The organism is Vibrio cyclitrophicus (assembly GCF_024347435.1).
Taxonomy (GTDB): domain Bacteria; phylum Pseudomonadota; class Gammaproteobacteria; order Enterobacterales; family Vibrionaceae; genus Vibrio; species Vibrio cyclitrophicus.
In genome coordinates this window covers 312,963-339,515 of sequence record NZ_AP025480.1, presented here as the reverse complement: position 1 = coordinate 339,515, position 26,553 = coordinate 312,963, and the positions used below count along the sequence as shown (strand labels likewise).

The 26,553-nt window shown below is 44.6% G+C and carries 41 protein-coding genes; 2 read left to right on the top strand and 39 right to left on the bottom strand.

The window, feature by feature from the left end:
- Positions 1 to 70: 70 nt before the first annotated feature.
- Positions 71 to 691, top strand: coding sequence for an FKBP-type peptidyl-prolyl cis-trans isomerase (locus OCW38_RS01595; protein WP_008220519.1), 621 nt, complete (start codon positions 71 to 73; stop codon positions 689 to 691).
- Positions 692 to 827: 136 nt separating this feature from the next.
- Complete coding sequence (locus OCW38_RS01590) at positions 828 to 1,322, top strand: DUF2780 domain-containing protein (protein ID WP_010435125.1); 495 nt, start codon at positions 828 to 830, stop codon at positions 1,320 to 1,322.
- 235 nt (positions 1,323 to 1,557) lie between these two features.
- Here the strand turns inward: OCW38_RS01590 and rplQ are convergent, their stop codons facing one another.
- The 39 genes from rplQ to fkpA form a co-directional block, all read right to left on the bottom strand.
- Positions 1,558 to 1,938, bottom strand: coding sequence for a 50S ribosomal protein L17 (rplQ, locus tag OCW38_RS01585; protein ID WP_004729812.1), 381 nt, complete (start codon positions 1,936 to 1,938; stop codon positions 1,558 to 1,560).
- Positions 1,939 to 1,962: 24 nt separating this feature from the next.
- Complete coding sequence (locus OCW38_RS01580; RefSeq protein WP_004729813.1) at positions 1,963 to 2,955, bottom strand: DNA-directed RNA polymerase subunit alpha; 993 nt, start codon at positions 2,953 to 2,955, stop codon at positions 1,963 to 1,965.
- Positions 2,956 to 2,977: 22 nt separating this feature from the next.
- Positions 2,978 to 3,598 carry a 30S ribosomal protein S4 gene (gene rpsD / locus OCW38_RS01575; protein WP_004738777.1) on the bottom strand — a complete coding sequence of 207 codons (621 nt, stop codon included), beginning with the start codon at positions 3,596 to 3,598 and terminating at the stop codon, positions 2,978 to 2,980.
- A 31-nt stretch (positions 3,599 to 3,629) separates the two neighbouring features.
- The gene (gene rpsK, locus OCW38_RS01570) at positions 3,630 to 4,019 is read right to left on the bottom strand and encodes a 30S ribosomal protein S11 (protein ID WP_004738778.1); all 390 of its coding nucleotides are present in this window, start codon (positions 4,017 to 4,019) and stop codon (positions 3,630 to 3,632) included.
- Between the two features lie 19 nt (positions 4,020 to 4,038).
- Positions 4,039 to 4,395, bottom strand: coding sequence for a 30S ribosomal protein S13 (gene rpsM / locus OCW38_RS01565; protein WP_004738779.1), 357 nt, complete (start codon positions 4,393 to 4,395; stop codon positions 4,039 to 4,041).
- Positions 4,396 to 4,543: 148 nt separating this feature from the next.
- Positions 4,544 to 4,657 carry a 50S ribosomal protein L36 gene (gene rpmJ, locus OCW38_RS01560; RefSeq protein WP_000868186.1) on the bottom strand — a complete coding sequence of 38 codons (114 nt, stop codon included), beginning with the start codon at positions 4,655 to 4,657 and terminating at the stop codon, positions 4,544 to 4,546.
- 41 nt (positions 4,658 to 4,698) lie between these two features.
- The gene (gene secY / locus OCW38_RS01555; RefSeq protein ID WP_004738781.1) at positions 4,699 to 6,033 is read right to left on the bottom strand and encodes a preprotein translocase subunit SecY; all 1,335 of its coding nucleotides are present in this window, start codon (positions 6,031 to 6,033) and stop codon (positions 4,699 to 4,701) included.
- 20 nt (positions 6,034 to 6,053) lie between these two features.
- Positions 6,054 to 6,488 (bottom strand): 50S ribosomal protein L15, encoded by a 435-nt coding sequence (gene rplO / locus OCW38_RS01550; protein ID WP_004736758.1) that lies wholly within the window; start codon positions 6,486 to 6,488, stop codon positions 6,054 to 6,056.
- Between the two features lie 5 nt (positions 6,489 to 6,493).
- The gene (gene rpmD / locus OCW38_RS01545; protein WP_004736756.1) at positions 6,494 to 6,670 is read right to left on the bottom strand and encodes a 50S ribosomal protein L30; all 177 of its coding nucleotides are present in this window, start codon (positions 6,668 to 6,670) and stop codon (positions 6,494 to 6,496) included.
- A 7-nt stretch (positions 6,671 to 6,677) separates the two neighbouring features.
- Positions 6,678 to 7,178, bottom strand: coding sequence for a 30S ribosomal protein S5 (gene rpsE / locus OCW38_RS01540; RefSeq protein WP_004738783.1), 501 nt, complete (start codon positions 7,176 to 7,178; stop codon positions 6,678 to 6,680).
- Positions 7,179 to 7,192: 14 nt separating this feature from the next.
- A complete protein-coding gene (gene rplR / locus OCW38_RS01535; protein ID WP_004738784.1) occupies positions 7,193 to 7,546 on the bottom strand; it encodes a 50S ribosomal protein L18 in 354 nt (117 codons plus the stop codon).
- A gap of 9 nt (positions 7,547 to 7,555) precedes the next feature.
- Positions 7,556 to 8,089 (bottom strand): 50S ribosomal protein L6, encoded by a 534-nt coding sequence (rplF, locus tag OCW38_RS01530; protein ID WP_010435141.1) that lies wholly within the window; start codon positions 8,087 to 8,089, stop codon positions 7,556 to 7,558.
- Between the two features lie 10 nt (positions 8,090 to 8,099).
- Positions 8,100 to 8,492 carry a 30S ribosomal protein S8 gene (rpsH, locus tag OCW38_RS01525; protein ID WP_009847785.1) on the bottom strand — a complete coding sequence of 131 codons (393 nt, stop codon included), beginning with the start codon at positions 8,490 to 8,492 and terminating at the stop codon, positions 8,100 to 8,102.
- Positions 8,493 to 8,521: 29 nt separating this feature from the next.
- Entirely contained in the window at positions 8,522 to 8,827 is a 306-nt protein-coding gene (gene rpsN / locus OCW38_RS01520; RefSeq protein WP_004738789.1) for a 30S ribosomal protein S14, read from the bottom strand.
- A gap of 16 nt (positions 8,828 to 8,843) precedes the next feature.
- Positions 8,844 to 9,383, bottom strand: coding sequence for a 50S ribosomal protein L5 (rplE, locus tag OCW38_RS01515; protein ID WP_004738790.1), 540 nt, complete (start codon positions 9,381 to 9,383; stop codon positions 8,844 to 8,846).
- A gap of 24 nt (positions 9,384 to 9,407) precedes the next feature.
- On the bottom strand, positions 9,408 to 9,725 hold the full coding sequence (gene rplX, locus OCW38_RS01510; protein ID WP_004738792.1) for a 50S ribosomal protein L24: 318 nt from the start codon (positions 9,723 to 9,725) through the stop codon (positions 9,408 to 9,410).
- A gap of 11 nt (positions 9,726 to 9,736) precedes the next feature.
- Positions 9,737 to 10,108: a 50S ribosomal protein L14 gene (gene rplN / locus OCW38_RS01505; RefSeq protein ID WP_004736740.1), complete on the bottom strand. Its 372-nt coding sequence runs from the start codon at positions 10,106 to 10,108 to the stop codon at positions 9,737 to 9,739.
- 162 nt (positions 10,109 to 10,270) lie between these two features.
- Positions 10,271 to 10,525, bottom strand: coding sequence for a 30S ribosomal protein S17 (gene rpsQ / locus OCW38_RS01500; RefSeq protein ID WP_004736739.1), 255 nt, complete (start codon positions 10,523 to 10,525; stop codon positions 10,271 to 10,273).
- Positions 10,525 to 10,716: a 50S ribosomal protein L29 gene (gene rpmC / locus OCW38_RS01495; RefSeq protein ID WP_004736737.1), complete on the bottom strand. Its 192-nt coding sequence runs from the start codon at positions 10,714 to 10,716 to the stop codon at positions 10,525 to 10,527. Before rpmC ends, rpsQ begins: the two co-directional genes overlap by 1 nt.
- Positions 10,716 to 11,126, bottom strand: coding sequence for a 50S ribosomal protein L16 (gene rplP, locus OCW38_RS01490; RefSeq protein WP_004736736.1), 411 nt, complete (start codon positions 11,124 to 11,126; stop codon positions 10,716 to 10,718). The genes rpmC and rplP overlap by 1 nt, the downstream gene beginning before the upstream one ends.
- An 11-nt stretch (positions 11,127 to 11,137) precedes the next feature.
- Positions 11,138 to 11,836, bottom strand: coding sequence for a 30S ribosomal protein S3 (rpsC, locus tag OCW38_RS01485; RefSeq protein ID WP_004736734.1), 699 nt, complete (start codon positions 11,834 to 11,836; stop codon positions 11,138 to 11,140).
- A gap of 18 nt (positions 11,837 to 11,854) precedes the next feature.
- The gene (gene rplV, locus OCW38_RS01480) at positions 11,855 to 12,187 is read right to left on the bottom strand and encodes a 50S ribosomal protein L22 (RefSeq protein ID WP_004736732.1); all 333 of its coding nucleotides are present in this window, start codon (positions 12,185 to 12,187) and stop codon (positions 11,855 to 11,857) included.
- 10 nt (positions 12,188 to 12,197) lie between these two features.
- Positions 12,198 to 12,476 (bottom strand): 30S ribosomal protein S19, encoded by a 279-nt coding sequence (rpsS, locus tag OCW38_RS01475; RefSeq protein ID WP_004736729.1) that lies wholly within the window; start codon positions 12,474 to 12,476, stop codon positions 12,198 to 12,200.
- A 19-nt stretch (positions 12,477 to 12,495) separates the two neighbouring features.
- Positions 12,496 to 13,320 carry a 50S ribosomal protein L2 gene (gene rplB, locus OCW38_RS01470; RefSeq protein ID WP_010435149.1) on the bottom strand — a complete coding sequence of 275 codons (825 nt, stop codon included), beginning with the start codon at positions 13,318 to 13,320 and terminating at the stop codon, positions 12,496 to 12,498.
- A 14-nt stretch (positions 13,321 to 13,334) separates the two neighbouring features.
- Positions 13,335 to 13,637, bottom strand: coding sequence for a 50S ribosomal protein L23 (rplW, locus tag OCW38_RS01465; RefSeq protein ID WP_004736765.1), 303 nt, complete (start codon positions 13,635 to 13,637; stop codon positions 13,335 to 13,337).
- On the bottom strand, positions 13,634 to 14,236 hold the full coding sequence (gene rplD / locus OCW38_RS01460; protein ID WP_004738803.1) for a 50S ribosomal protein L4: 603 nt from the start codon (positions 14,234 to 14,236) through the stop codon (positions 13,634 to 13,636). The genes rplW and rplD overlap by 4 nt, the downstream gene beginning before the upstream one ends.
- 16 nt (positions 14,237 to 14,252) lie before the next feature.
- On the bottom strand, positions 14,253 to 14,882 hold the full coding sequence (gene rplC, locus OCW38_RS01455; RefSeq protein WP_261894857.1) for a 50S ribosomal protein L3: 630 nt from the start codon (positions 14,880 to 14,882) through the stop codon (positions 14,253 to 14,255).
- Positions 14,883 to 14,896: 14 nt separating this feature from the next.
- A complete protein-coding gene (gene rpsJ, locus OCW38_RS01450) occupies positions 14,897 to 15,208 on the bottom strand; it encodes a 30S ribosomal protein S10 (protein WP_004736761.1) in 312 nt (103 codons plus the stop codon).
- Positions 15,209 to 15,644: 436 nt separating this feature from the next.
- The gene (gene ltrA, locus OCW38_RS01445) at positions 15,645 to 16,928 is read right to left on the bottom strand and encodes a group II intron reverse transcriptase/maturase (protein ID WP_261894855.1); all 1,284 of its coding nucleotides are present in this window, start codon (positions 16,926 to 16,928) and stop codon (positions 15,645 to 15,647) included.
- 365 nt (positions 16,929 to 17,293) lie between these two features.
- Positions 17,294 to 18,325 (bottom strand): IS110 family RNA-guided transposase, encoded by a 1,032-nt coding sequence (locus tag OCW38_RS01440; RefSeq protein ID WP_261894808.1) that lies wholly within the window; start codon positions 18,323 to 18,325, stop codon positions 17,294 to 17,296.
- 756 nt (positions 18,326 to 19,081) lie between these two features.
- Positions 19,082 to 20,266: an elongation factor Tu gene (gene tuf / locus OCW38_RS01435; protein WP_010435158.1), complete on the bottom strand. Its 1,185-nt coding sequence runs from the start codon at positions 20,264 to 20,266 to the stop codon at positions 19,082 to 19,084.
- A 147-nt stretch (positions 20,267 to 20,413) separates the two neighbouring features.
- Positions 20,414 to 22,510 (bottom strand): elongation factor G, encoded by a 2,097-nt coding sequence (gene fusA, locus OCW38_RS01430; protein ID WP_016768003.1) that lies wholly within the window; start codon positions 22,508 to 22,510, stop codon positions 20,414 to 20,416.
- Between the two features lie 166 nt (positions 22,511 to 22,676).
- Positions 22,677 to 23,147, bottom strand: a complete 471-nt coding sequence (gene rpsG, locus OCW38_RS01425) for a 30S ribosomal protein S7 (protein ID WP_010435163.1) — start codon at positions 23,145 to 23,147, stop codon at positions 22,677 to 22,679.
- A gap of 106 nt (positions 23,148 to 23,253) precedes the next feature.
- Positions 23,254 to 23,628: a 30S ribosomal protein S12 gene (rpsL, locus tag OCW38_RS01420; RefSeq protein ID WP_004737194.1), complete on the bottom strand. Its 375-nt coding sequence runs from the start codon at positions 23,626 to 23,628 to the stop codon at positions 23,254 to 23,256.
- Positions 23,629 to 23,810: 182 nt separating this feature from the next.
- On the bottom strand, positions 23,811 to 24,086 hold the full coding sequence (gene tusB, locus OCW38_RS01415; RefSeq protein ID WP_010435170.1) for a sulfurtransferase complex subunit TusB: 276 nt from the start codon (positions 24,084 to 24,086) through the stop codon (positions 23,811 to 23,813).
- Between the two features lie 8 nt (positions 24,087 to 24,094).
- The gene (tusC, locus tag OCW38_RS01410) at positions 24,095 to 24,451 is read right to left on the bottom strand and encodes a sulfurtransferase complex subunit TusC (protein WP_016788481.1); all 357 of its coding nucleotides are present in this window, start codon (positions 24,449 to 24,451) and stop codon (positions 24,095 to 24,097) included.
- Positions 24,448 to 24,837 (bottom strand): sulfurtransferase complex subunit TusD, encoded by a 390-nt coding sequence (gene tusD, locus OCW38_RS01405; RefSeq protein ID WP_016788480.1) that lies wholly within the window; start codon positions 24,835 to 24,837, stop codon positions 24,448 to 24,450. The genes tusC and tusD overlap by 4 nt, the downstream gene beginning before the upstream one ends.
- Complete coding sequence (locus OCW38_RS01400) at positions 24,831 to 25,556, bottom strand: helix-turn-helix transcriptional regulator (RefSeq protein WP_004729851.1); 726 nt, start codon at positions 25,554 to 25,556, stop codon at positions 24,831 to 24,833. The genes tusD and OCW38_RS01400 overlap by 7 nt, the downstream gene beginning before the upstream one ends.
- Positions 25,557 to 25,761: 205 nt before the next feature.
- Entirely contained in the window at positions 25,762 to 26,538 is a 777-nt protein-coding gene (gene fkpA, locus OCW38_RS01395; protein WP_016793892.1) for an FKBP-type peptidyl-prolyl cis-trans isomerase, read from the bottom strand.
- Between the last annotated feature and the right edge of the window lie 15 nt (positions 26,539 to 26,553).

The window sequence follows — 26,553 nt, the reverse complement described above, 5'->3', positions numbered from 1 at the left end:
TAGCCGTTTCTTCACGCTGCTAATACTGGTATTCTTACCCTTTTCGTACTGACAAAAAGAGTGACTTTTCATGTCTGAAGTAAAATTTGAAACTGTAGAGCAAAAAGCTAGCTACGGTATCGGTCTACAAATGGGCCAACAACTTGCTGGTTCTGGTCTTGAAGGCCTAAACGTTGACGCAATTGCTGCTGGTATCGCAACAGCTCTAGTTGGTGACATGCCAGCTATCGAAGTTGACGAAATCAACAACGCACTACAAGAACTACACACTCGTGGTGAAGCTGCACGTCAAGAACTAGCTAAAGCTGCTGCTGCAGATGGCGAAGCTTTTCTAGCTGACAACGCTCTTCGTTCAGAAGTAACAGTTCTTGAGTCTGGTCTTCAATACGAAGTACTAACTGAAGGTACTGGCGAAATCCCAACTGCAGACAAGCAAGTACGTGTTCACTACCATGGCGAACTAACTGACGGTACTGTTTTCGACAGCTCTGTATCTCGCGGTCAACCAGCTGAATTCCCAGTAACTGGCGTAATTCAAGGCTGGGTACAAGCTCTACAAATGATGCCTGTTGGCTCTAAGTGGAAGCTATACATCCCTCAAGATCTAGCATACGGTGAGCGTGGCGCAGGTGCTGCAATCCCACCATTTGCTGCTCTAGTATTTGAAGTAGAACTTCTAGCTATTCTTTAATTTTTATAAAAAGCCTCAGTAAAACAAATTACTATATAGGCAAATAAAATTAAAATAATCCAACGGCGATGTGACTACATCGCCGTTTTTCGTTTATAGTGGAAGGGTAAATGACTTTATTACTTAAGGACAAATAATGAAGAAAGTACTCATCACTGTTTTAAGCAGCCTTGCTGTTGTCTCTTGCGCTAGCACTAGCGATTCTGGCACAACCAGTTCTACTTCTGATACCAACTATTCCCAATTGACTCAAACTGCACTTATGGCTGCGGTGAATATGTGGTCTCAACAAAATGAAACAACACCTCTGGCAGATACCGTTGCCAATCAAGCATCAGTTACGAGCGATCAAGCTGTTGGCGGGATTGGTTCGATGCTCGCTCTTGCACAGAATTCACTTGGCACAGCAGATAACAACGAGCTTGCGTCACTCATTCCAGGAATGTCTACGCTTGAATCTACTGGCCTAACATCGGTACTAAATTCGCAAGGCGCGGTTGAAAGTGCTTTCTCAGGTTTAGGAATGGATTCGTCAATGATCAGCACGTTTGCGCCAATCATTCTTCAAGCACTTCAATCCCAAGGTGCGACGAGTGGCCTAATGGATTCACTTGCAGCTGTTTGGCAATAAGATTAGCGATTAGCGATTAGCGATTAGCGGAATAATATCGATAAGAAGAGCACAGAGGTGCTCTTTTTTGTACGTGGAAGAAAGGAGATACGAGATATTTTTGGAAAATGGCTCAGATCAAGCAAGTAAAAATGCCAAACATCATGGTACAAGTTCTTAATGTACATTTCCTTACTCTACAGATACAAAAAAGCCGAGCTAATGCTCGGCTTTTGTATTAAGAATCTAGTTTAGATTACTCAGCAGCTTCTTCAGCAGCTGGGCGGTCTACAAGCTCAATGTAAGCCATTGGAGCTTTATCACCAGTACGGAAACCACATTTAAGAATGCGAGTGTAACCACCTTGGCGAGCCGCGAAACGCGGGCCTAGTTCATTAAATAGTTTTGCTACCACTTCGTTATCACGAGTGCGAGCAAATGCAAGACGACGGTTAGCAACACTGTCTGTCTTAGCTAGGGTAATCAATGGCTCAATTACGCGACGTAGTTCTTTTGCTTTTGGCACGGTAGTTTTAATAACTTCGTGACGAACAAGAGAGCTAGCCATGTTGCTGAACATCGCTTTGCGATGACTGCTGTTGCGGTTGAGTTGACGACCACTTTTACGATGGCGCATGACCTAATCCTTCTAACTTTTCGATTAATCTTCAGCGATTGACGCTGGTGGCCAGTTTTCTAGACGCATGCCTAGAGAAAGACCACGTGAAGCAAGCACATCTTTAATCTCTGTAAGAGATTTCTTACCAAGGTTTGGCGTTTTAAGTAGCTCAACCTCAGTGCGCTGTACAAGATCACCGATGTAGTGAATCGCTTCTGCTTTCAAACAGTTAGCAGAGCGAACTGTTAGTTCAAGATCGTCTACAGGACGTAGTAGGATAGGATCGAATTCTGGCTTCTCTTCCTTCTCCTCAGGTACACGTACATCACGAAGATCTACGAACGCATCCAATTGTTCAGCTAAAATAGTAGCTGCGCGACGGATTGCTTCCTCAGGTTCTAGAGTACCGTTCGTTTCCATATCGATAACAAGCTTGTCTAAATCAGTACGTTGTTCTACACGTGCTGCTTCTACAGCGTAAGCGATTTTATCAACCGGGCTGTAAGTAGCGTCAACTAGTAGACGACCGATAGGACGCTCATCTTCTTCAGTATGGATACGAGCTGAAGCTGGAACGTAACCACGACCACGTTCTACTTTGATACGCATAGCGATCTCAGCATTGTCATCCGTTAGGTGACAAATTACGTGCTCAGGGTTAGCGATCTCTACATCACCATCGTGGGTGATGTCACCTGCAACAACAGGGCCTGAGCCTGATTTGTTCAGTGTAATAAACACTTCATCTTTGCCTTCAGCAACGCGTACAGCTAAACCTTTAAGGTTTAGAAGGATTTCCAGGATATCTTCCTGAACGCCTTCTTTAGTGCTGTATTCGTGTAGCACACCTTCAATTTCAACTTCTGTTACGGCACAACCCGGCATAGAAGATAGAAGAATGCGGCGAAGAGCATTACCTAGAGTGTGGCCGAAACCGCGCTCTAATGGCTCAAGAGTTACTTTCGCGTGTGTCGTATTGATCTGTTCAATGTCAACAAGACGCGGCTTAAGAAATTCTGTTACAGAACCCTGCATTGTGTCCTCTCTTTTTTTAACCTTACTTAGAGTAAAGTTCGACGATCAAGTGTTCATTGATGTCAGCTGATAGGTCAGAACGCTCAGGCATACGCTTGAATGTACCTTCCATTTTGCCAGCATCTACTTCAATCCAAGTTGGCTTTTCACGTTGTTCAGCAACTTCTAAAGCCGCTTTAATACGAGATTGCTGTTTAGCTTTCTCGCGGATAGAAACAACGTCGTTTGCCGCTACTTTGAAAGAAGGAACGTTTACAACTTTACCGTTAACTAGGATAGACTTGTGGCTAACTAGTTGACGAGATTCAGCACGAGTAGCGCCAAAACCCATACGGTAAACTACGTTATCAAGACGACCTTCAAGAAGCTGAAGCAGGTTTGCACCCGTGTTGCCTTTAAGACGTGCAGCTTCTTTGTAGTAGTTGCGGAATTGTTTTTCTAGAACGCCGTAGATACGACGAACTTTTTGCTTCTCACGAAGCTGAACGCCATACTCAGATAGACGACCGCGACGAGCGCCGTGTACACCTGGTGCGTTATCAATTTTACACTTGGTATCGATCGCACGGACACCAGACTTAAGGAATAAGTCAGTACCTTCGCGACGGCTAAGCTTCAGCTTAGGACCCAAATATCTTGCCATGATCTTTCTCCAATATTCCTAGAAACGAAACTTAAACGCGACGTTTCTTAGGTGGACGACAACCGTTATGAGGGATTGGTGTCGCATCAACAATGTTAGTGATACGGAAACCAGCAGCGTTCAGTGCACGAACAGTAGATTCGCGACCTGGACCTGGACCCTTAACCATAACTTCCAAGTTCTTTAGGCCATATTCTTTAGCCATTTCACCACAACGCTCAGCTGCAACTTGTGCTGCGAACGGAGTAGATTTACGAGAACCACGGAAACCTGAACCACCTGCTGTAGCCCATGCAAGAGCATTGCCTTGACGGTCAGTGATAGTTACGATTGTGTTGTTGAAAGAAGCATGAATGTGCGCTACGCCATCAGCTACTTGCTTGCGTACGCGCTTACGCGCGCGAGTTGGTTGTTTTGCCATTGTACTCTACCTTATCCGACTATTTCTTGATCGGCTTGCGCGGACCCTTACGGGTGCGAGCGTTGGTTTTAGTACGCTGTCCACGTAGTGGTAGACTGCGACGATGACGAAGACCGCGGTAACAGCCAAGGTCCATAAGACGCTTGATGTTCATCGATACTTCACGACGTAGATCACCTTCTACAGTGTATTTAGCTACACCATCACGCAGTTGATCGATCTGCTCTTCAGTTAGTTCACTGATCTTAGCATCTTCAGCAATACCCACTTCAGCTAGAATAGCTTGAGAGCGAGTTTTACCAATACCGTAGATTGCAGTAAGTGCAATTACAGAATGCTTATGATCAGGAATGTTAATGCCGGCTATACGGGCCATTATTCACTCCTAAGGGGTTCATAAAAGAATTATCCGCAGCAAAGCCCGTTATGGATACGCTGCGGCATACTACTTCTTTTGCACGCAAAAGGTAGGCCGAGGAATATACTCGACTCTACCTAGTATTTCAAGTAAAAATTTCTGCTGATTAGCCTTGGCGTTGCTTATGCTTTGGCTCACTGCAAATCACGCGAACGACACCGTTACGCTTGATAACTTTACAGTTACGGCAGATTTTTTTAACGGAAGCACGAACTTTCATTGCTAAACTCCGTAAATGGAATCGAAATAATTACTACCGAATTAACGGCCGTAACCTTTCAGATTCGCTTTCTTTAACACAGAATCATACTGTTGTGACATCAGATGAGTCTGTACCTGTGCCATGAAATCCATGATAACTACCACTACGATTAGTAGTGATGTGCCGCCGAAGTAGAAACGAACGTTCCACGCGACCATCATGAATTCAGGAATCAGACATATAAAAGTAATGTATAGAGCGCCCGCAAGGGTTAGTCTAGTCATCACTTTATCGATATATTTCGCTGTCTGCTCACCTGGGCGGATACCGGGTACGAATGCACCAGACTTCTTCAAGTTATCAGCTGTCTCGCGAGGGTTAAACACCAACGCTGTATAGAAGAAACAGAAGAAGATTATAGCTGCTGCATAAAGCATTACATACAAAGGTTGACCTGGGCTAAGAGCTAATGACACGTCAGTTAACCAACCGAACGCGCTGCTTTCACCATTTTGACCAAACCACTGCGCTAATGTTCCTGGGAACAAAATAATACTTGATGCAAAAATCGCTGGAATAACACCTGCCATATTAATCTTAAGAGGCAAGTGAGAGCTTTGTGCTGCAAAAACTTTACGACCTTGTTGACGTTTCGCATAGTTAACGACGATACGACGTTGACCACGTTCCATGAAAACTACGAAGTAAATAACAGCAAAAGACAATACAGCAATCAACAGCAGAAGAAGCACATGCAATTCACCTTGACGCGCTTGCTCGATTGTTTGACCGATTGCAGAAGGCAATCCAGCAACAATACCTGCAAAAATCAGAATGGAAATACCATTACCGATTCCTCGCTCAGTGATTTGTTCACCTAACCACATTAAAAACATGGTACCAGTTACTAAACTCACGGTAGCAATAAGCGTAAACATGGTTTGGTTGATAACAACCAGATTGTCGACCATGTTTGGTAAGCCTGTTGCGATACCAATAGCTTGGAATGTTGCAAGTACAAGCGTGCCGTAGCGTGTATATTGGCTTATCTTACGACGGCCTGCTTCACCCTCTTTCTTGAGTTCCGCTAACGCTGGATGAACTACAGTTAGCAATTGGACTACGATCGATGCCGAAATGTACGGCATGATACCCAATGCTAATATAGATGCACGCTCAAGAGCACCACCGGAGAACATGTTAAACATTTCAACGATGGTACCTTTTTGCTGATCGAACAAATCGGCAAGTACAGCTGCGTCAATACCAGGGATCGGCACAAAAGAGCCGGCTCGGAATACTAAAAGTGCACCAATTACGAATAATAAGCGCGACTTTAGTTCACTTAAGCCGCTCTGAGCACTACGAAAATCTTGTCCTGGTTTCTTAGCCATCTGTACCTCGTTCCTCGAGATTATTCCTCGATTTTACCGCCTGCAGCTTCGATTGCAGCTTTAGCGCCTTTAGTCACGCGTAGACCTTTAACAGTCACAGCTTTGCTTAGGTCACCAGAAAGAACGATCTTAACAAATTCGATGTTCTTAGTGATAACGTTAGCAGCTTTAAGGCTGTTAAGATCAACTACGTCACCTGTTACTTTCGCTAGCTCAGCTAGACGAACTTCAGCAGACACTAGGCTCTTACGAGAAGTGAAACCGAATTTAGGTAGACGTTGTTTTAGAGGCATTTGACCGCCTTCAAAACCTGGACGAACAGAGCCGCCAGAACGTGACTTTTGACCTTTGTGACCGCGGCCACCTGTTTTACCAAGGCCAGAACCGATACCACGACCTACACGCTTCTTAGAAGGTTTAGAGCCAGCAGCCGGTGATAGAGTATTCAAACGCATTCTGATTACTCCTCAATCTTAACCATGTAGTAAACCTTGTTGATCATACCGCGTACGCACGGTGTATCTTCAAGTTCTACTGTATGGTTGATGCGACGAAGACCTAGACCTTTAAGGCACGCTTTGTGCTTAGGTAGGCGACCAATTGAGCTTTTAGTTTGAGTTACTTTAATAGTTGCCATCGTGTTCTTACTCCGAAATAGATTCAACAGTTAGACCACGTTTAGCAGCAACCATTTCTGGTGACTTAACGTCTACTAGAGCACCAATCGTTGCACGAACGATATTGATAGGGTTCGTTGAACCGTATGCTTTAGAAAGTACGTTATGTACGCCCGCAACTTCAAGTACAGCACGCATTGCACCACCGGCAATAACACCTGTACCTTCTGCAGCTGGCTGCATGTAAACTTTAGAGCCCGAATGACGACCTTTCACCGGGTGGTGAAGAGTGCCTTCGTTAAGCGCAACAGTAACCATGTTACGACGCGCTTTTTCCATTGCTTTTTGAATCGCAGCAGGTACTTCACGAGCTTTGCCGTAACCGAAACCTACGCGACCATTACCGTCACCAACTACTGTTAGTGCAGTGAAGCTCATGATTCGACCACCTTTAACCGTCTTAGATACACGGTTAACAGCGATCAGCTTTTCTTGCAAATCATTAGCTTGTTGTTGTTCTTTAGCCATCTTCCAACCCTACCTTAGAATTTCAGACCAGCTTCGCGAGCAGATTCTGCTAGCGCCGCTACTCGACCGTGGTATTGGAAACCAGAACGATCGAATGCAACCGAAGCTACGCCTTTTTCAAGAGCGCGCTCAGCAACAGCTTTACCAACTGCTTTAGCTGCATCAACGTTACCAGTGTTCTTAACTTGCTCACGGATCGCTTTTTCTACAGTAGAAGCAGCTGCGATAACCTCAGAGCCGTTTGCCGCGATAACTTGTGCGTAAACATGACGAGGAGTACGGTGTACTACCAAGCGAGTTGCGCCAAGTTCTGCAATCTTACGACGTGCACGTGTAGCACGACGGATGCGAGATGCTTTCTTATCCATAGTGATACCTTACTTCTTCTTAGCTTCTTTAGTACGCACATTTTCATCTGCGTAACGAACACCTTTACCTTTGTAAGGCTCAGGAGCACGGTAAGAACGAATGTCAGCCGCAACTTGACCTACTACTTGCTTATCGCAACCAGTAATAATGATCTCAGTTTGGCTAGGGCACTCAGCTTTAATACCTTCAGGTAGAGCGTGCTCTACTGGGTGAGAAAAACCAAGAGTTAGACCTACAGAGTTGCCTTTCATAGCAGCACGGTAACCAACACCCTTAAGAGTTAGCTTCTTAGTGAAGCCCTCAGTAACACCCACAACCATGTTGTTAACTAGAGCGCGAGCTGTACCAGCTTGTGCCCATGCGTTAGCAACACCTTCTTTCGGACCGAAAGTTAGGTTGTTTTCTTCTTGTGCAATAACTACGGCGCTGTTAAGAACGCGAGTAAGCTCACCTTTGCTACCTTTTACAGTAACTTCTTGGCCGTTTAGTTTCACCTCTACGCCAGCTGGAATAGCGACAGGTGCTTTAGCAACACGAGACATAATCTACTCCTTAAGCTACGTAACAGATGATTTCACCGCCAAGACCTGCTTTACGAGCAGCACGGTCAGACATCAGACCCTTGGAAGTAGAAACAACTGCAATACCAAGACCACCCATCACTGTAGGTAAAGAGTCTTTATTTTTATAAACTCTTAGACCAGGACGTGATACACGCTTGATTTGCTCGATTACAGGTTTAGCTTGGAAGTACTTAAGAGTAACTTCTAGCTCAGGTTTTGCTTCGCTGTCAACAGCGAAGTCTACGATGTAACCTTCAGCTTTAAGTAATGCAGCAATTGCAACTTTAAGCTTTGAAGAAGGCATTTTTACAGCAACTTTGTTTGCTGCCTGACCGTTACGAACGCGGGTCAGCATATCCGAAATCGGATCTTGCATGCTCATAAGATTTACTCCAAATGATTAAGTGGCAATTACCAGCTAGCCTTACGAAGACCCGGAATCTCGCCTTTCATGCAAGCTTCACGAACCTTAATGCGGCTTAGACCGAATTTACGTAGGTAACCGTGTGGACGACCAGTTTGGTTGCAACGGTTGCGCTGACGTGATGCACTTGAATCACGTGGAAGAGATTGCAGTTTAAGAACCGCATTCCAACGATCTTCTTCAGATGCGTTTACATCGCTAATGATAACTTTTAGCGCAGAACGCTTTTCAGCGAACTTAGCTACTAGTTTTGCACGTTTAGCTTCACGTGCTTTCATTGATTGTTTAGCCATAACAGTAACCCTACCCTTACTTACGGAATGGGAAGTTAAAGGCAGCCAGCAGAGCTCGGCCTTCCTCATCGGAACCCGCAGAAGTCGTGATAGTGATATCAAGACCGCGGACGCGATCGACTTTATCGTAGTCGATTTCCGGAAAGATGATTTGCTCGCGAACGCCCATGCTGTAGTTACCGCGACCGTCAAAAGACTTAGCGCTAACACCACGGAAATCACGTACACGTGGAAGTGCAATAGAGATTAAACGCTCTAAAAATTCCCACATGCGCTCACCACGCAAGGTTACTTTACAACCAATTGGGTAGCCTTCACGAATTTTGAAACCAGCTACAGATTTACGCGCTTTAGTGATAAGTGGCTTTTGACCAGAGATCGTTGCCATATCAGCTGCTGCGTTTTCTAGCAGTTTCTTATCGTTGATTGCTTCACCAACGCCCATGTTTAGGGTGATTTTCTCAATCCTAGGGACTTGCATGACGCTTGTGTAGCTGAACTCTTTGGTAAGCTCAGCGACTACAGACGACTTGTAGTAATCATGCAGTTTCGCCATAGTAGAACTCCAAATTACTTCTAATTAGTTAGAAACAGTTTCGCCGTTAGATTTGAAGAAACGAACTTTCTTGCCATCTTCGATACGGAAACCGATACGGTCTGCTTTACCAGTAGCCGCGTTAAAAACAGCAACGTTAGAAGCATCAATAGCTGCTTCTTGTTCAACGATGCCACCTTGTTGACCTAGAGCCGGAACCGGCTTTTGGTGTTTCTTAACAAGGTTGATGCCTTCAACGATAACTTTACCAGTTGTCAGAACCTTAGTTACTTTACCTTTCTTGCCTTTATCTTTACCAGCAAGAATGATTACTTCGTCATTACGACGGATTTTAGCTGCCATGTTGCCGCTCCTTACAGAACTTCAGGTGCTAGTGATACAATCTTCATGAATTTCGCGTTACGAAGTTCACGAGTCACAGGACCAAAGATACGTGTGCCGACTGGTTGCTCAGTAGTGTCATTTAACAATACACAAGCATTACTGTCGAAGCGAATGACAGAACCGTCTGGGCGACGAACGCCTTTACGGGTGCGCACTACTACCGCCTTCAGAACATCACCTTTCTTTACTTTACCGCGAGGAATCGCTTCCTTCACTGTAACCTTGATGACGTCACCGATATGTGCATAACGGCGGTGAGAGCCACCCAGAACCTTAATACACATTACCTTGCGCGCGCCAGAGTTATCTGCTGCGTCAAGTGTACTTTGCATCTGGATCATTGTTAGTGCTCCGCTAAATATTAAAACTAGACCCTCTCGGGTCGGGCTGCCTCTTTAAAAGGGACGCGAATTGTACCACCCTTTTTTTAAATTGGGTAGACAAAAAACAAGCGGCTCCAAAAAATAATTTGGAGCCGCTTATAAGTTATAGAATTACAAAGATTAAATCTTCGCTTTTTCTAGAACTTTAACCAATGTCCAAGACTTAGTCTTAGACAGAGGACGACACTCAGCGATTTCAACTTTGTCGCCTAGGCCACAAGTGTTGTCTTCGTCGTGTGCGTGTACTTTAGTCGTGCGTTTGATGAACTTGCCGTAAATCGGGTGTTTTACAGTACGTTCAATAGCAACAACGATAGACTTGTCCATCTTGTCACTTACTACACGGCCTTGCTGGATGCGGTTAGTTTCGCTCATTATGCGCCTGCCTTTTCAGTCAAAACAGTTTTCACACGTGCGATGTCACGGCGTACAGCTTTTAGAGTATGAGTTTGCTGAAGTTGACCAGTTGCAGCTTGCATGCGCAAGTTGAACTGTTCACGTAGCAAATTCAATAGCTCAGCGTTAAGCTCTTCAACGTTCTTTTCGCGTAGATCTTGTGCTTTCATCACATCACCTGCTTAGTTACAAAAGTAGTTTTAACAGGCAGTTTACGTGCCGCTAGGCGGAACGCTTCACGTGCCAACTCTTCAGGTACGCCATTCATCTCGTACATAACTTTGCCTGGTTGGATTTGAGCAACCCAGTACGCAACTGAACCTTTACCTTTACCTTGACGAACTTCAAGAGGCTTTTCAGTAATCGGTTTGTCTGGGAAAACACGGATCCAGATTTGACCTTGACGCTTAATGTGACGTGTCATAGCACGACGTGCCGCTTCGATTTGACGTGCAGTCAGACGACCACGGCCAACAGCTTTAAGACCGAATTCGCCGAAGCTTACTTCAGTACCTTTAGCTAGACCACGGTTACGACCAGTCATAACCTTGCGGAACTTAGTACGTTTTGGTTGTAGCATCGTTCGACTCCTTACTTACGGCCTTTACGCTGCTTCTTAGGCTTATCGCCTTTTGGCTCTACTGCGTTAGCAGCTGGCATACCGCCTAGAATCTCACCTTTGAAGATCCAAACTTTAATGCCGATCACACCGTATTGAGTGTGAGCCGAAGAAGTTGCGTAATCAATGTCTGCACGTAGAGTGTGTAGAGGCACACGGCCTTCACGGTACCACTCTGAACGTGCGATTTCAGCACCGCCAAGACGGCCGCCTACTTGTACTTTGATGCCTTTAGCGCCTAGACGCATAGCATTTTGTACCGCACGCTTCATTGCACGACGGAACATAACACGACGCTCTAGTTGAGACGCGATGCTATCAGCTACAAGCTGACCATCTAGCTCAGGCTTACGTACTTCAGCGATGTTAATTTGCGCTGGTACACCTGCGATTTTAGCTACAGCTGCGCGTAGCTTCTCTACGTCTTCACCTTTCTTACCGATAACAACGCCAGGGCGAGCCGTGTGAATAGTCACACGGATGCTCTTAGCTGGACGCTCGATAACGATACGAGATAATGATGCTTTTTGTAGTTCCTTTGTAAGGAACTGACGTACCTTGAAGTCGCCGTCTAGGTTGTCAGCGAATTCGTTGGTATTAGCAAACCATGTAGCATTCCAAGGCTTAACGATGCCAAGACGAATACCATTAGGATGTACTTTCTGACCCATTGCTTACTCTCCTAGTCTTTAGCGATCTGCTACAACAATAGTGATGTGGCTTGAACGCTTCAAGATACGATCCGCACGACCTTTAGCACGAGGCATAATACGCTTCATGATAGGGCCCTCATCTACGAAGATTTTAGCGACATTTAGATCGTCGATATCTGCACCTTCGTTATGTTCCGCGTTAGCGATAGCTGACTCAAGAACTTTCTTAACTAATACAGCAGCTTTTTTGTTGCTGAAAGTTAGAATTTCTAGAGCCTGGTCTACCGACTTACCGCGAATTTGGTCTGCAACTAAGCGAGCTTTCTGTGGAGAAATACGAGCAAAGTTATGTTTAGCTAAAGCTTCCATCATCTACTCCTTATTTCTTCTTAGCTTTCTTATCTGCAGCATGACCGCGATAAGTACGAGTTGGTGCAAATTCGCCCAGTTTGTGACCGATCATTTCTTCGGTAACGAAAACTGGAACGTGCTGACGACCATTATGGACAGCGATGGTCAAACCAATCATTGTTGGGATGATCATTGAGCGACGGGACCAAGTCTTAATAGGCTTTTTGTCTCCGCTTTCCACCGCTTTCTCTACCTTCTTCAGCAAGTGTAGGTCAATAAAAGGACCTTTCTTGAGAGAACGTGGCATGGCGATTCCTCTTTATAAATTATTTAGTGCGACGACGTACGATGTACTTGTCAGTGCGCTTGTTCTTACGAGTCTTGAAGCCCTTAGTAGGAACGCCCCAAGGAGATACTGGGTGACGACCACCAGATGTGCGGCCTTCACCACCACCATGTGGGTGATCCACCGGGTTCATTACTACACCACGTACGGTTGGACGTACGCCGCGCCAGCGTGAAGCACCAGCTTTACCAAGTTCACGTAGCATATGCTCAGAGTTACCAACTTCACCGATCGTTGCACGACCTTCAGAAAGTACTTTGCGCATTTCACCAGAACGTAGACGGATAGTTACGTATGCACCATCGCGAGCGATGATTTGAGCATAAGCACCAGCCGAACGAGCTAGTTGAGCACCTTTACCAGGCTTAAGTTCAACACAGTGTACAGTAGAACCTACTGGGATGTTGCGCATCGGCAGAGTGTTACCTGCTTTGATTGCAGCATCTACGCCAGATTGAATCTGGTCGCCTGCGTTAACACCTTTAGGTGCAATGATGTAACGACGCTCACCGTCTGCGTACAGAACTAGAGCGATGTTAGCACTACGGTTTGGATCGTATTCTAGACGCTCAACTTTCGCTGGGATGCCATCTTTAGTACGTTTGAAGTCAATTACACGGTAATGGTGCTTATGACCACCACCGATGTGACGTACTGTAATACGACCGTTGTTGTTACGACCACCGTTCTTAGAGTTTTTCTCTAGAAGTGGTGCGTATGGCTTACCCTTGTGTAGGTCAGCGTTAACAACTTTAACGACGTGACGACGACCAGGGGAAGTCGGCTTACATTTAACAATAGCCATTTTTACTACTCCTGTTATTCCGCGCCGCCAACGAAGTCAAGATCTTGACCTTCTTTCAAAGTAACGTAGGCTTTCTTAACGTCTGAACGACGGCCTTCACGCATACCTTGACGTTTGGTCTTACCCTTTAATACAAGAGTATTTACAGACTTAACTTCAACTTCAAATAGCTTTTCTACAGCTGCTTTGATCTCTTTCTTAGTTGCATCTTTAGCTACTTTGAAAACGATAGTGTTCGCTTTCTCAGCTGCCATAGTTGCTTTTTCAGAGATGTGCGGAGCACGTAGAACTTTTAAGATACGCTCTTCAGTGATCATGCTAGCATCTCCTCAACTTGCTTAACTGCGTCAGCAGTCATTAGAACCTTGTCGAAAGCGATAAGTGATACTGGATCAACACCAGCAACATCACGTGCATCTACTTTGTATAGGTTACGAGCAGCTAAGAATAGATTTTCATCTACTTCGCCAGTTACAATCAGAACGTCGCTTAGCTCAAGCTCTTTAAGCTTAGCTACAAGTTCTTTTGTTTTTGGTGCTTCTACAGAGAAGTTATCAACAACGATTAAACGCTCTTGACGAACTAGCTCAGAAAGAATGCTCTTCATAGCACCGCGGTACATTTTTTTGTTTACTTTTTGGCTGTGATCTTGTGGTTTCGCAGCAAAAGTAACACCACCTGTACGCCAGATTGGGCTACGAATTGTACCAGCACGTGCGCGGCCAGTACCTTTTTGACGCCATGGCTTAGCGCCACCGCCAGATACTTCAGAACGAGTCTTTTGAGCACGAGTACCTTGACGAGCACCTGCTGCATATGCAACAACTACTTGGTGTACAAGAGCTTCGTTGAAGTCACGTCCGAAAGTAGTCTCGGAAACAGTTAGTGCATCAGCACCTTTAACCATCAATTCCATTACTTACTCCTAGACGTTATGCTTTAACAGCAGGTTTTACGATCACGTTTCCGCCTGTTGAGCCCGGTACTGCACCTTTAATAAGGAGTAGATTGCGCTCAGCGTCAACACGTACGATCTCTAGGTTTTGAGTCGTTACACGCTCAGCACCCATGTGACCTGCCATTTTCTTGCCTTTAAACACGCGGCCTGGAGTTTGACATTGGCCAATTGAACCCGGTGCGCGGTGAGACAAAGAGTTACCGTGAGTCATATCTTGAGTAGAGAAGTTCCAACGCTTGATAGCGCCTTGGAAGCCTTTACCTTTAGATGTACCAGTAACGTCTACTTTTTTAATTTCGTTGAAAAGTTCTACGTTTAGCTCAGCGCCAACTTCAAACTCTTCGCCGTTTTCTAAACGGAATTCCCAAAGACCGCGACCTGCTTCTACACCCGCTTTCGCGAAGTGACCAGCTTCAGGTTTAGTTACACGGTTAGCTTTCTTAGCACCAGTAGTTACTTGGATTGCTGCGTAGCCGTCTGCCTCAAGAGTTTTAACTTGAGAAATACGGTTCGCTTCAACCTCAACAACAGTTACTGGGATAGAAACGCCTTCTTCAGTAAATACGCGGGTCATACCCACTTTACGTCCGACTAGACCAATCATTATTCTTATCTCCCTTAACCTAGGCTGATTTGAACATCAACGCCAGCTGCAAGATCAAGACGCATTAGAGCATCAACAGTTTTATCTGTTGGCTCAACGATGTCGATCAAACGCTTGTGAGTACGAATTTCGTACTGGTCACGTGCATCTTTGTTGACGTGTGGAGAGGTAAGAACAGTGAAACGCTCTTTACGAGTAGGAAGTGGAATAGGACCACGAACCTGTGCGCCAGTACGTTTTGCTGTTTCAACGATTTCCGCAGTTGAAGCATCGATTAGCTTGTAATCAAACGCTTTAAGGCGGATACGAATACGTTGGTTCTGCATGAGACAGAGCTCCAATTATTAAAAATTACACAAACAATATCGCCACTCAAGCTCGAAAGAACGAGAGAATGCCGATTGATTTATGTGAAACCGTAGCATCCAAAATCAGGACGCATTGTCAGTTAACTTTTGAAGTAAATGCAATATTTACTATTTTTATTAACCGCGAACATAAGCTGAGTATACATTACTAGGTAAGACCTACTCCTCAGTGCTCATTGGTTCACAAACCGGCGTTAGCCAGTGCGATGCATTATACAGATCACACTTTAGTATGCAAGTGGTGTTGGAAAAATAATCGGAATATATTGAAAAAGGAGCTTAAAGGATGTGAGGTATTGCGCGGGAAAAGGCTTTATTTATAAACATCGAGTAGGGTGAGGCGTTACCGCCTCATCCCTCTCACAGAACCGTACGTCCGGACCTCGTATACGGCTCATGCACACTTCCATTCAGCATATTGGCTGAACACATACCCTGTCCTTATTGTCCCAAGATTTACCAATCCTTGGTCATTAAACCATTGATTTGACATCGCATAGCTTGATAGTGGACTCGCTGCACTGACCCAACTTGTCATTGAGATATGCTGGAACGGCGGCTTATACCCTAACTGTTTTAACTTTCGATGTAAGCGTTGAGGCTTCTTCCAAAGTTTCAACTGGATACTACGCAGTCTTCTTCGTAGCCATCCTGCTAGTCTTGAGAACTCCCTGCTGCTATTGGTGATCCTGAAGTATTGGCTGAACCCTCTTAACACTGGGTTTAGATCTTTTATGACTTGCTCAAGTGGCTTACCGCACCCTCGCTTCGTCATTCGCTTTAACTTGCTTTTGAACACTTTCAGTTTTTTAGTTTGAATGCGGGTAAATTGACTCCCGATTTCTACACCTAAAAACTTCACGCCATCACTGCTGTGCGCTATATGTGATTTCGTCTGGTTCACTGTGAGTTTAAGCTCTCCTTCTAAGATCTTCGTCGCTTGTGCAAGGGCATTCTCTGCCCCTGCCTTGCTACGACAGAAGATGAGTATGTCATCCGCATAACGAACGATCCTATGGCCGCGCTTTCGCATTTCCTGATCGAACGCATCAAGGTAGATATTGGCTATCAAAGGACTGATAACACCACCTTGTGGACTTCCTAGCTCTGTCTCCTGCCAACTACCGTCTATCATCACCCCACTTTTTAGAAACTGTTTTATCAGCTCTAATACACTGCTATCTGTGACTCGTTTTCTGATGCTTTTGATAATCAACTCGTGGTCGAGTTTGTCAAAGCACTTCGACAAGTCCATATCTACAACGTGTTGTAACCCGTAACGCCGGATGAACATCGTGGATTTGTTGATTGCATCGTGACAGCTTCGATTCGGCCTATACCCAAAACTTGATGGGTGAAATTGCTCTTCGAAGATGGGGGTGAGGATATCGTTGAGCGCTTGTTGGACAACTCTATCCCTAACTGTTGGGATCCCGAGCAATCGCACCCCTCCGTCTTCTTTGGGTATCTCTACCCGTTTGACTGGCTGAGGTTTGTATTGCTTGGTTTTAAGTTCAGAGAGGAGTTGATCGAGGTTATCACTCAGATTTTCGGCGTAGTTGCTCAGGCTCTGCTCATCTATTCCAGCCGCGCCTTTCGCTTTCTTTACCTTTTTAAACCCTTTATACAGCCTCTCTTTGTTGAGTAGATGACCATATAAGCTGTAATAAACTCGCACTTTCTCTCCTTGGATTGTGTGCTGTGTGGGGACAGGTGTTTCATCTTCAGCGTGGGTGTTATTTCTCTCTGCTGTTCAGCCTTCTAGCTCAGTGGCAATTTACTGAAGTGAGTCAGAGTTACTCCCCTATACGTATATGGAATCCACGTATTTACAAAGTGATAACATAAATAAAAGTTAAGATGCGTTCGTATATTCGGCTTCTTATTGAAGGAGCTACCTTCTAGCCTTTGATGTTTGCGCACCTACTGTCCTTGTCAGTTTCTCAGCCTCTTAAAGCGTTACATAAAGGTCAGGTTTTCAGTAGGTTGGTCTTATCTTTTATGCATCATCATTTTGTAAAATATTAGAAATTGATTTATCGATTAATCGTTGAGTAATACTGGTTTATATTCGGTTTCATATCGAAGCATCGCCCATGCAGTGCGTACCACCTTGTTAGCTAGTGCTATGCAAGCTTTTTTGAAACCAATACGCTCAATGATACTCTTCAGCCAAGCGTCTTTCTGAGTTTTTGGCTTTTCGGGTAGCCGTCCAACATAGGACATGGCACCAAGATAAAGAAGAGAGCGTAGTTCCTTCACACCGCCGCATTTATCGATCCCAATCATAAATACCTTACCGCCCGAACTGTGTTGCTTTGGTGTAAGACCAACAAATGCAGAAGCTTGTCTTCCATTCTTGAACTGCTTTCCATCACCAAGAGTTGAATAGAGCATCGCAGCAGTTGTTTCACCAACACCTTCAATGTCCATTAATCGTTGGCACGGCTCTATCTGGCGGGTTAAAGCATTTTTCTCTTTTTCGAATGCGATGAGTTTTGCCTTCAGTTCCTTATATTGCTCCCACAACATAGACAGGACAGATACGACATTGGCTGGTATTGATGTTTCCCCATCGAGCACAGTTTGAACCGACGCTTTTAAACCTTTTTCACCCTTAGGGTTTGCTATCCCATAGCTTAAAATGGTGCCTCGAATGTGCTGCCCCAATGAAACAACACTGCGTGATAAGAAACGGCGACTGCTTTCTAAAGATTGCATAGATTGCTGTTCGAGAGATTTGGGTTGACTGTATTTGATACCGATTTGAAGAGCAGCATTAGCGATGGCGAGTGCATCATTATGATCTGTTTTATGACCTTCCAAATACCCTTTCACCTTCTTAGGGTTGATTACCCTAACTTCGTGGCCAAAACTTTCGGCTAATCGTCCCCAATAGTGGCTACCGCAACAACCTTCCATTGCAACGATAGAAGGTTTAGCCTTAACCAGAAACTCTTTCATTTTTTGACGGCTCAAAGGCTTGTTCGATAGTAGCTCACCGTGAACATTGATATGGCACGCTTGTAGAACATTTTTTGCTAAGTCGATAGCGATAACATTTTTAGTCAACATATTGGAACCCTCGTTATAACGTCGCTCTGCTAAGTGTAGACTGGCAGAGAGGGATTGGATTCCATACATCAGTTTCTTAGCGCAGTATCTTGCTTCCACAATCAACCAAACTAGGAATACCCCGATAGCGATTCGGTTTGGGTATCACTGAAAAAAAAAACATCTGTTCATCACAGACTTAAAGTGTACTTCCTCCCTTCGCAACACTGAGTGCTTTTGGCATTTCAGTGCTCCATCAGACTTGATGCTGCTGGTCAGCTAAGTTTTCTCCTCCACACCATTACTGGGCTTCTCTGGCTTAGCCTTACTCACTACTACGGATTCATCTGCCACCTCGCACCAACACACCTCTTAGCTTTCGCTTCGAGTTTGTGCTTCCAGACTGTCTGGATGTGGTGTCAGGCTTCCCCAGTTACTGCACTGGCTCCCTGTTAACAATGCCACCCTCAAGCACAGCATAGGTCTGACTGAGTATAGGGCTTCGCGCTATTTCGGACGCTTACCCACCTATACTGCCGAAGCAGGTTTACTTGCGTTGTGTACTGCTAACTTCCTATCGCTTCCTTCAGACCCTGCCGTTAGCCAACAACGCCCTTGCGATTCGGATTATCTTCCCCTCAGTCGGGGTGATTCAGGTTTCTTTCAACCTGACGGGTTTGCCAGCTTCGCTGGGCAAACAAAAAAAAAGGGAAGCTAAAGCTTCCCTTTTTAAATGCGTGCTCTTCTAATGAAGAGTGTGCAAAAATCTAAATGCTATTAAGCGAAGATTTTAGCTACAACACCAGCACCAACTGTACGGCCACCTTCGCGGATTGCGAAACGTAGACCTTCGTCCATTGCGATTGGAGCGATTAGCTCAACAGTCATTTGAACGTTGTCACCTGGCATTACCATTTCTACGCCTTCAGGTAGAGTGATGTCGCCTGTTACGTCAGTTGTACGGAAGTAGAACTGTGGACGGTAACCCTTGAAGAAAGGAGTGTGACGGCCGCCTTCGTCTTTAGAAAGTACGTATACTTCAGACTCAAACTTAGTGTGTGGGTTGATTGAACCTTTCGCAGAAAGTACTTGACCACGTTCAACGTCATCACGCTTAGTACCACGTAGAAGTGCACCAACGTTCTCACCTGCACGACCTTCGTCAAGCAGTTTACGGAACATTTCAACACCAGTACAAGTAGTAAGAGTAGTCTCTTTGATACCAACGATTTCTACTTCGTCACCTACACGTAGGATACCGCGCTCGATACGACCAGTTACAACAGTACCACGACCTTGAATTGAGAATACATCTTCAATTGGTAGTAGGAACGGTTGGTCTACTGCACGCTCTGGCTCAGGAATGTAAGAATCTAGTGCTTCTGCAAGCTCAACGATCTTGTCTTCCCATTGCTTCTCGCCGTTTAGTGCGCCAAGTGCTGAACCTTGGATTACTGGTAGGTCATCACCTGGGAAGTCGTATTCAGAAAGAAGTTCACGAACTTCCATCTCAACTAGCTCAAGTAGCTCTTCGTCATCAACCATGTCACATTTGTTCATGAATACGATGATGTAAGGGATACCAACTTGACGACCAAGTAGGATGTGCTCACGAGTTTGAGGCATAGGGCCGTCAGTCGCAGCAACAACTAGGATACCGCCGTCCATTTGTGCAGCACCAGTGATCATGTTTTTAACATAATCCGCGTGTCCTGGACAGTCTACGTGTGCGTAGTGACGTGCTGGAGTGTCGTACTCAACGTGAGAAGTTGCGATTGTGATACCGCGCTCACGCTCTTCTGGAGCGTTATCGATAGATGCGAAATCTTTAGCAACACCGCCGTACACTTTTGCAAGAGTAGTACAGATAGCAGCAGTTAGAGTTGTTTTACCGTGGTCAACGTGGCCGATAGTACCAACGTTTACGTGCGGTTTCGTACGTTCAAATTTTTCTTTAGACACAATCGTGTTCCTTCCTAGTTATGATTCGCCACGTTCATTATTGAGCGAGACGCGCCAGAAATTGCTATTTTATGCGCCAACTCTCGTTAGCGCAATATTTGGACGCATTGTTCTTTCAAAAAATGAAAAAAAATGCCTCCGTCTTGTTTAACCACGTTCTGCAATGATTGCTTTTGCAACATTGTTAGGCACTTCAGCGTACTCACTAAACTCCATAGAGTAAGAAGCACGACCTTGTGTCGCAGAACGTAAATCAGTTGCGTAACCGAACATGACAGACAACGGAACTTGTGCACGAATTATCTTCAGGCCAGCTGTCCCCTCGTCCATACCTTCAATGAGGCCGCGGCGACGGTTAATATCACCAACAACATCACCCATCCAGTCTTCTGGAGTAGTTACTTCAACTTTCATCATAGGCTCAAGCAGAACTGGTTGCGCTTCAAGTGCACCCGTTCTGAAAGCCATAGAGGCAGCGATTGTAAACGCCATCTCACTTGAATCTACTTCATGGTAAGAACCATCATATAGTGTAGCTTTGATATCCAAAACTGGATAGCCAGCAAGTACACCATTGTTCATCTGCTCTTCAACACCTTTAGCAACTGAAGCGATAAACTCTTTTGGAACGATACCGTTGGCAATTTCGTCTACAAAGACAAAACCTTCGCCAACTTCTGATGGTTCAAGCTTAAGCCATACGTGACCGTACTGACCTTTACCACCATGTTCGCGGATGAACTTACCTTCCGCTTTCGCTGTACCACGAATGGTTTCACGGTAAGCAACTTGCGGGTTACCAACGTTGCAGTTAACGTTAAATTCACGTTTCATGCGGTCAACGATGATATCTAAATGCAGTTCACCCATACCAGAAATTAGTGTCTGGCCTGTTTCGTCATCCGTTTCAACACGGAACGATGGATCTTCTGCTGCTAGCTTACCTAGAGCGATCGTCATTTTGTCTTGGTCAGCTTGAGAGCGCGGCTCTACAACGATCTGAATAACTGGATCTGGGAACTCCATGCGCTCAAGAACGATTTTATGGTTCTGGTCACAAAGCGTTTCACCAGTGGTCACATCTTTAAGGCCAATAATAGCTGCGATGTCACCTGCTCGTACTTCTTTTACTTCTTCACGTTTGTTTGAGTGCATTTGAACAATGCGACCTAAACGTTCACGTTGTTGCTTCACTGAGTTGTAAGCCGTTTTACCGCTTTCAACAACACCAGAGTAAACACGGATGAAAGTTAAAGTACCAACAAATGGGTCTGTTGCAATTTTAAATGCCAGTGCAGAGAACGGTTCTTTGTCGTCTGCGTGACGCTCTGCTTCATTCTCGTTCTCATCGATACCTTTAATAGCAGGTACATCAACAGGAGAAGGAAGGAAATCAACGACGGCATCTAGAACAGCTTGTACGCCTTTATTTTTGAACGCACTACCGCAAGTTGCGAGTACGATTTCATTGCTAAGGGTACGAGTACGTAGACCTTGTTTGATTTCAGCTTCAGTCAGTTCACCTTCTTCAAGGTACTTATCCATTAGCTCTTCAGATGCTTCTGCAGCTGCTTCAACAAGTTCTGTACGATACTCTTCAGCCATTTCTTGCATGTCTGCAGGAATATCTTCGTACGTAAAAGTCATGCCTTGATCAGCGTCGTTCCAGTTGATTGCCTTCATCTTGATAAGATCGACAACGCCTTGGAAATTATCTTCAGCACCAATGTTCAGTTGAATTGGAACAGGAGTCGCGCCTAGGCGGTCCTTGATCTGTTCAATTACACGCAAGAAGTCTGCGCCTGTACGGTCCATTTTGTTAACGAAAACCATACGTGGAACTTGGTACTTATCAGCTTGACGCCAAACTGTCTCTGACTGAGGTTCAACACCCGACGAGCCACAGAACACGACAACGGCTCCATCAAGTACACGCAGAGAACGTTCTACTTCAATAGTGAAGTCAACGTGTCCTGGAGTATCGATGATATTGATACGGTGGTCTGGGTACTGAGCTTCCATACCACGCCAAAACGTAGTAGTTGCAGCCGAAGTGATCGTAATACCGCGCTCTTGCTCTTGCTCCATCCAATCCATGGTTGCTGCACCATCGTGAACTTCGCCGATTTTGTGAGAAAGACCGGTATAGAACAGAATACGTTCACTTGTGGTTGTTTTACCTGCATCTACGTGAGCAACGATACCAATATTTCGGTATTGCTCTATAGGAGTTTTACGAGCCACGGTTGAATCCTCTTATTCGAGACTTAGGGACTATTGCTATGTCTAGATTATGCGTTAATGGCGATACTTCGCTAAAAAAGGCTTGCCCTAGAAATAGCAATAGTTCCTAGCATAAGCATAGGAACTAAAGAAGTACTGCAAGGAACCTTGCAGTACTAAAAAGGTATTACCAACGGTAATGTGCGAACGCTTTGTTTGCGTCAGCCATGCGGTGAACGTCTTCACGTTTCTTAACCGCAGTACCTTTGTTCTCAGACGCGTCTAGCATTTCAGCAGCTAGGCGTTGAGCCATAGATTTTTCACCACGCTTACGCGCAGCTTCAACTACCCAACGCATAGCAAGAGCGTTACGGCGAACCGGACGAACTTCTACAGGTACTTGGTAAGTTGAACCACCTACACGGCGAGATTTAACTTCTACCGCTGGGCGAACATTTTCAAGAGCTTCTTCAAATACAGCTAAGTGGTCTTTACCAGACTTCTCAGCCATTGAATCTAGTGCAGTGTAAACAATTTTCTCTGCAGTAGATTTCTTTCCGTCAACCATAAGGATGTTAACGAATTTTGCCAGCAATTCAGATTTGAACTTAGGATCTGGAAGGATCTTACGCTGACCTATTACGCGACGACGTGGCATGGATATTCTCCGTTGTCTTCTTCAGGTTTTTTCCAAAACTTTTCAGAATAATAAATAAAATAGTGTTTGGCCTTACTTAACGCTTTCTTTTAAAAAAGAAAATGCATTAAGACTTAGGACGTTTCACACCGTACTTAGAACGACCTTGTTTACGGTCGTTAACGCCAGCACAGTCAAGCGCGCCGCGAACAGTGTGGTAACGTACACCCGGAAGGTCTTTTACACGACCGCCACGGATTAATACAACACTGTGCTCTTGAAGGTTGTGACCTTCACCACCGATGTACGAAGTTACTTCGAAACCGTTGGTTAGACGTACACGACATACTTTACGTAGTGCCGAGTTAGGTTTTTTAGGTGTAGTAGTGTAAACACGAGTACATACACCACGTTTTTGTGGGCACGCTTCTAGTGCAGGCACGTTGCTTTTAACAACTTGCTTTACACGAGGTTTGCGAACCAACTGGTTAATAGTTGCCATTAACTAGCTCCTGAAATTTACTTGAAAGTAAGCTTTGTGAAAAATCTATCCCTAATTACAAGTCGTAATTAGGGACGCAAAATTCTATTCAGCAGTGGGAGGTGTGTCAAGAAATATACAGATCTTTTTTAGCCATCTAGAGCTCAGGATGGTTTATTTTTGACCACAATGATAAAAGATAGTTACCAAGTTACTGATTTGTCGTTTAAAACCGTTAATTTAACAAATCCATCGAAGTCTACTTGAGCCAATGAACTTGAAGCCAACTGTTGTAAACCTCGACTGTCGAGATCCGGTTTTAATACCGACACATCTTCAACTGCAGAAATTTGAGTGTATAACTCATGATTTGGAAGGCAAACATACACAGCATCCTCGACCAAAATAAACTGATCCTGTGGTTGGGAATACAATAATGCGAGTTTTAGTTTCTCTGCCGATTTTACAATATGAAGCATAGCGTTTCCTAAAAAGTCAGTATTTGTTGGCATTGAGCTAACTTTCGCGCTAATTGATCCACTTCAACAACCGTCACATCAATCAGTAAATTGTCCGTCGATAAACCAAATTGATTTAGGCTACGTTTACACACATACACCTGTTCGATGTCGTATAGGTCCATTAATTTAAATGCAGAGATGTAGTCACGTGATAGTGTTTCGCTTGGCTGCTGTGCTTTGAGAAGCTGTGTCACACCATCTCCGACAAAGAACACGATAATATCTTCACTGAAAGCTGAAGCCGCGAGCAATGCATCTAGCCCTTCTCTACCAGCCGCGGTTGTGTGAGGAAAACTATTAAATATAAAGGCTAATTTTCTCAAAACTGCACAACCCTATCTTGTGTTAGTAACGCTTCAGATAAGCTTCCCAACCCAGTTTGAGTGAAGCCAGATGCTAGATTAGAACCGATTAATTGATGTTGCTCAGATTCTTCAGAGCTTACCACACCTCGTCTTAAGGCCGCTGCGACACAAGTTTCAAGGCTAATATCATATTCACTTGCAAGCTTTTGCCACTCAGAAGCTAAATCAAATTCATCATTAGCAGGCACAGTGAGATTCGAGCCATTGCTCACACCGTCTTGATAGAAGAATACACTGTGTAGCTTATGGCCCTGCTTTAGTAGAGCCAATGCAAACTGGTAAGCACTTCTGGCAGATTGTGAACCATAAACAGGTCCATTGACTAAGAGCGTATAACTTAACAACCCTCTTCATCCTCTGTTTTACGTTGACGGATGTACAAGTACACGGTGTGCTTAGAGATATTCAAACGCTCAGCAACACGGTTAATCGCGTCTTTGATGTCGAAAATACCTTTGTCGTAAAGCTCCATCACTATTTGACGGTTCTTGGTGTTGTTCGATACAGACTTGTCTGCATTGATTTCTTCAATGGTTCGTTCAACCGTTTGGTCAACAAGTTCCTCAACATCACTAGCAAAGTTAACCGAAGATGCAGCTTCGTCAGCATCTTGCGTCGGCATAAAAGATTGCAGCACTTGTGAGAAAGGTGCATCTAAGTTGACGTTAATACACAACAAGCCAATCACTCGGTCTTCACCATTGCGAATAGCAACCGTGATTGACTTCATTAATACTCCACCTTTAGCGCGAGTAAAGTATGAACGAGAGAAGTTACGCTTAGAACCTTCAATATCTTTTAGCATCTTTAGCGCAAGATCGGTGATCGGTGATCCAACCTGACGACCTGTGTTTTCGCCATTGGCAATTTTGATTGCAGAAGTATTGAGGTCTTCTAGAGAGTGTAAAACGATTTCACAAAACGGACCAATCAGGCTCGCGATACCGTCGACCACGGCCTCGTAAGATCTTAAGATAATTTTATCGTGTTCACTGAATGGCATGACATGGACTGATTCCATTTCGAGTAACACGTCCGCATTGACTGTTTCTGTAGTAGTCACTTATTCCTTACCTTCGTGTGAAAAATCAACAAATTTATGTAAGTTTATCAGAAAATTTTAATTGCACACCTAGCTAACATTGCAACTAGTGATTTAGAACAAGTTTAAAAATCAAATACTCACCTTCAAATCATAAAAAAAGCCTAACTTGAAGTTAGGCTTTTTGTTCAATCAACGAATTTGAGAACAAGAGTTCTCACTGATATTACTGAGCAGGAGCCGCTTCAGCGTTATCAATGTTTAATAGTTCAACTTCGAACACTAACGTTGAGTTAGCAGGGATAGTCGGTGTGTCTTGCTCACCGTATGCTAGCTCTGGCGGAATAACGAACTTGTACTTAGAACCAACTTGCATCAGTTGTACGCCTTCAGTCCAACCCGGGATCACGCGGTTTAGTGGGAATGTTGCTGGTTCGCCACGATCGTAAGAGCTGTCGAACTGAGTACCGTCTGTTAGCGTACCTTTGTAGTGTACTTGAACGGTATCAGTGTCTTTTGGAGAAGCACCTTCACCCGCAGTCATTACTTGGTAAAGTAGACCAGATTCAGTTTGCTTAACGCCTTCAGTTTTAGCGAACTCAGCGCGGAAATCATCACCAGCTTTCTTCACTTCTGCAGACTTCTCTGCCGCTTGTACTTGCATCGTTTCAGCAACACGCTTGTCTAGAGCTTCAAGAGCAGCGCGAGTTTCTTCTTCGTTCAGTGCTGTTTTCTCTGCGAATACGTCTTCGATACCTTGAAGAACCATGTCTTTGTCTAGGTTAATGCCTAGCTCACTTGGCTTATCAATACTTGTGCTTAGGTAGTTTGCGAAAGATACACCGATTGCGTAAGCCGCTTTGTCATCTTCTGTTTTAAAGTTTACTGCTTCTACTTTAACTTCTTCAACCTGTGGAGCTTCTGCCTTTGGTTCTTCTTTCTGACAACCAACTGCTAGCATAACCGTTGCGGCAAGCAGTGATACTTTTAAAACTGATTTCATTGAATTCTCCAATTA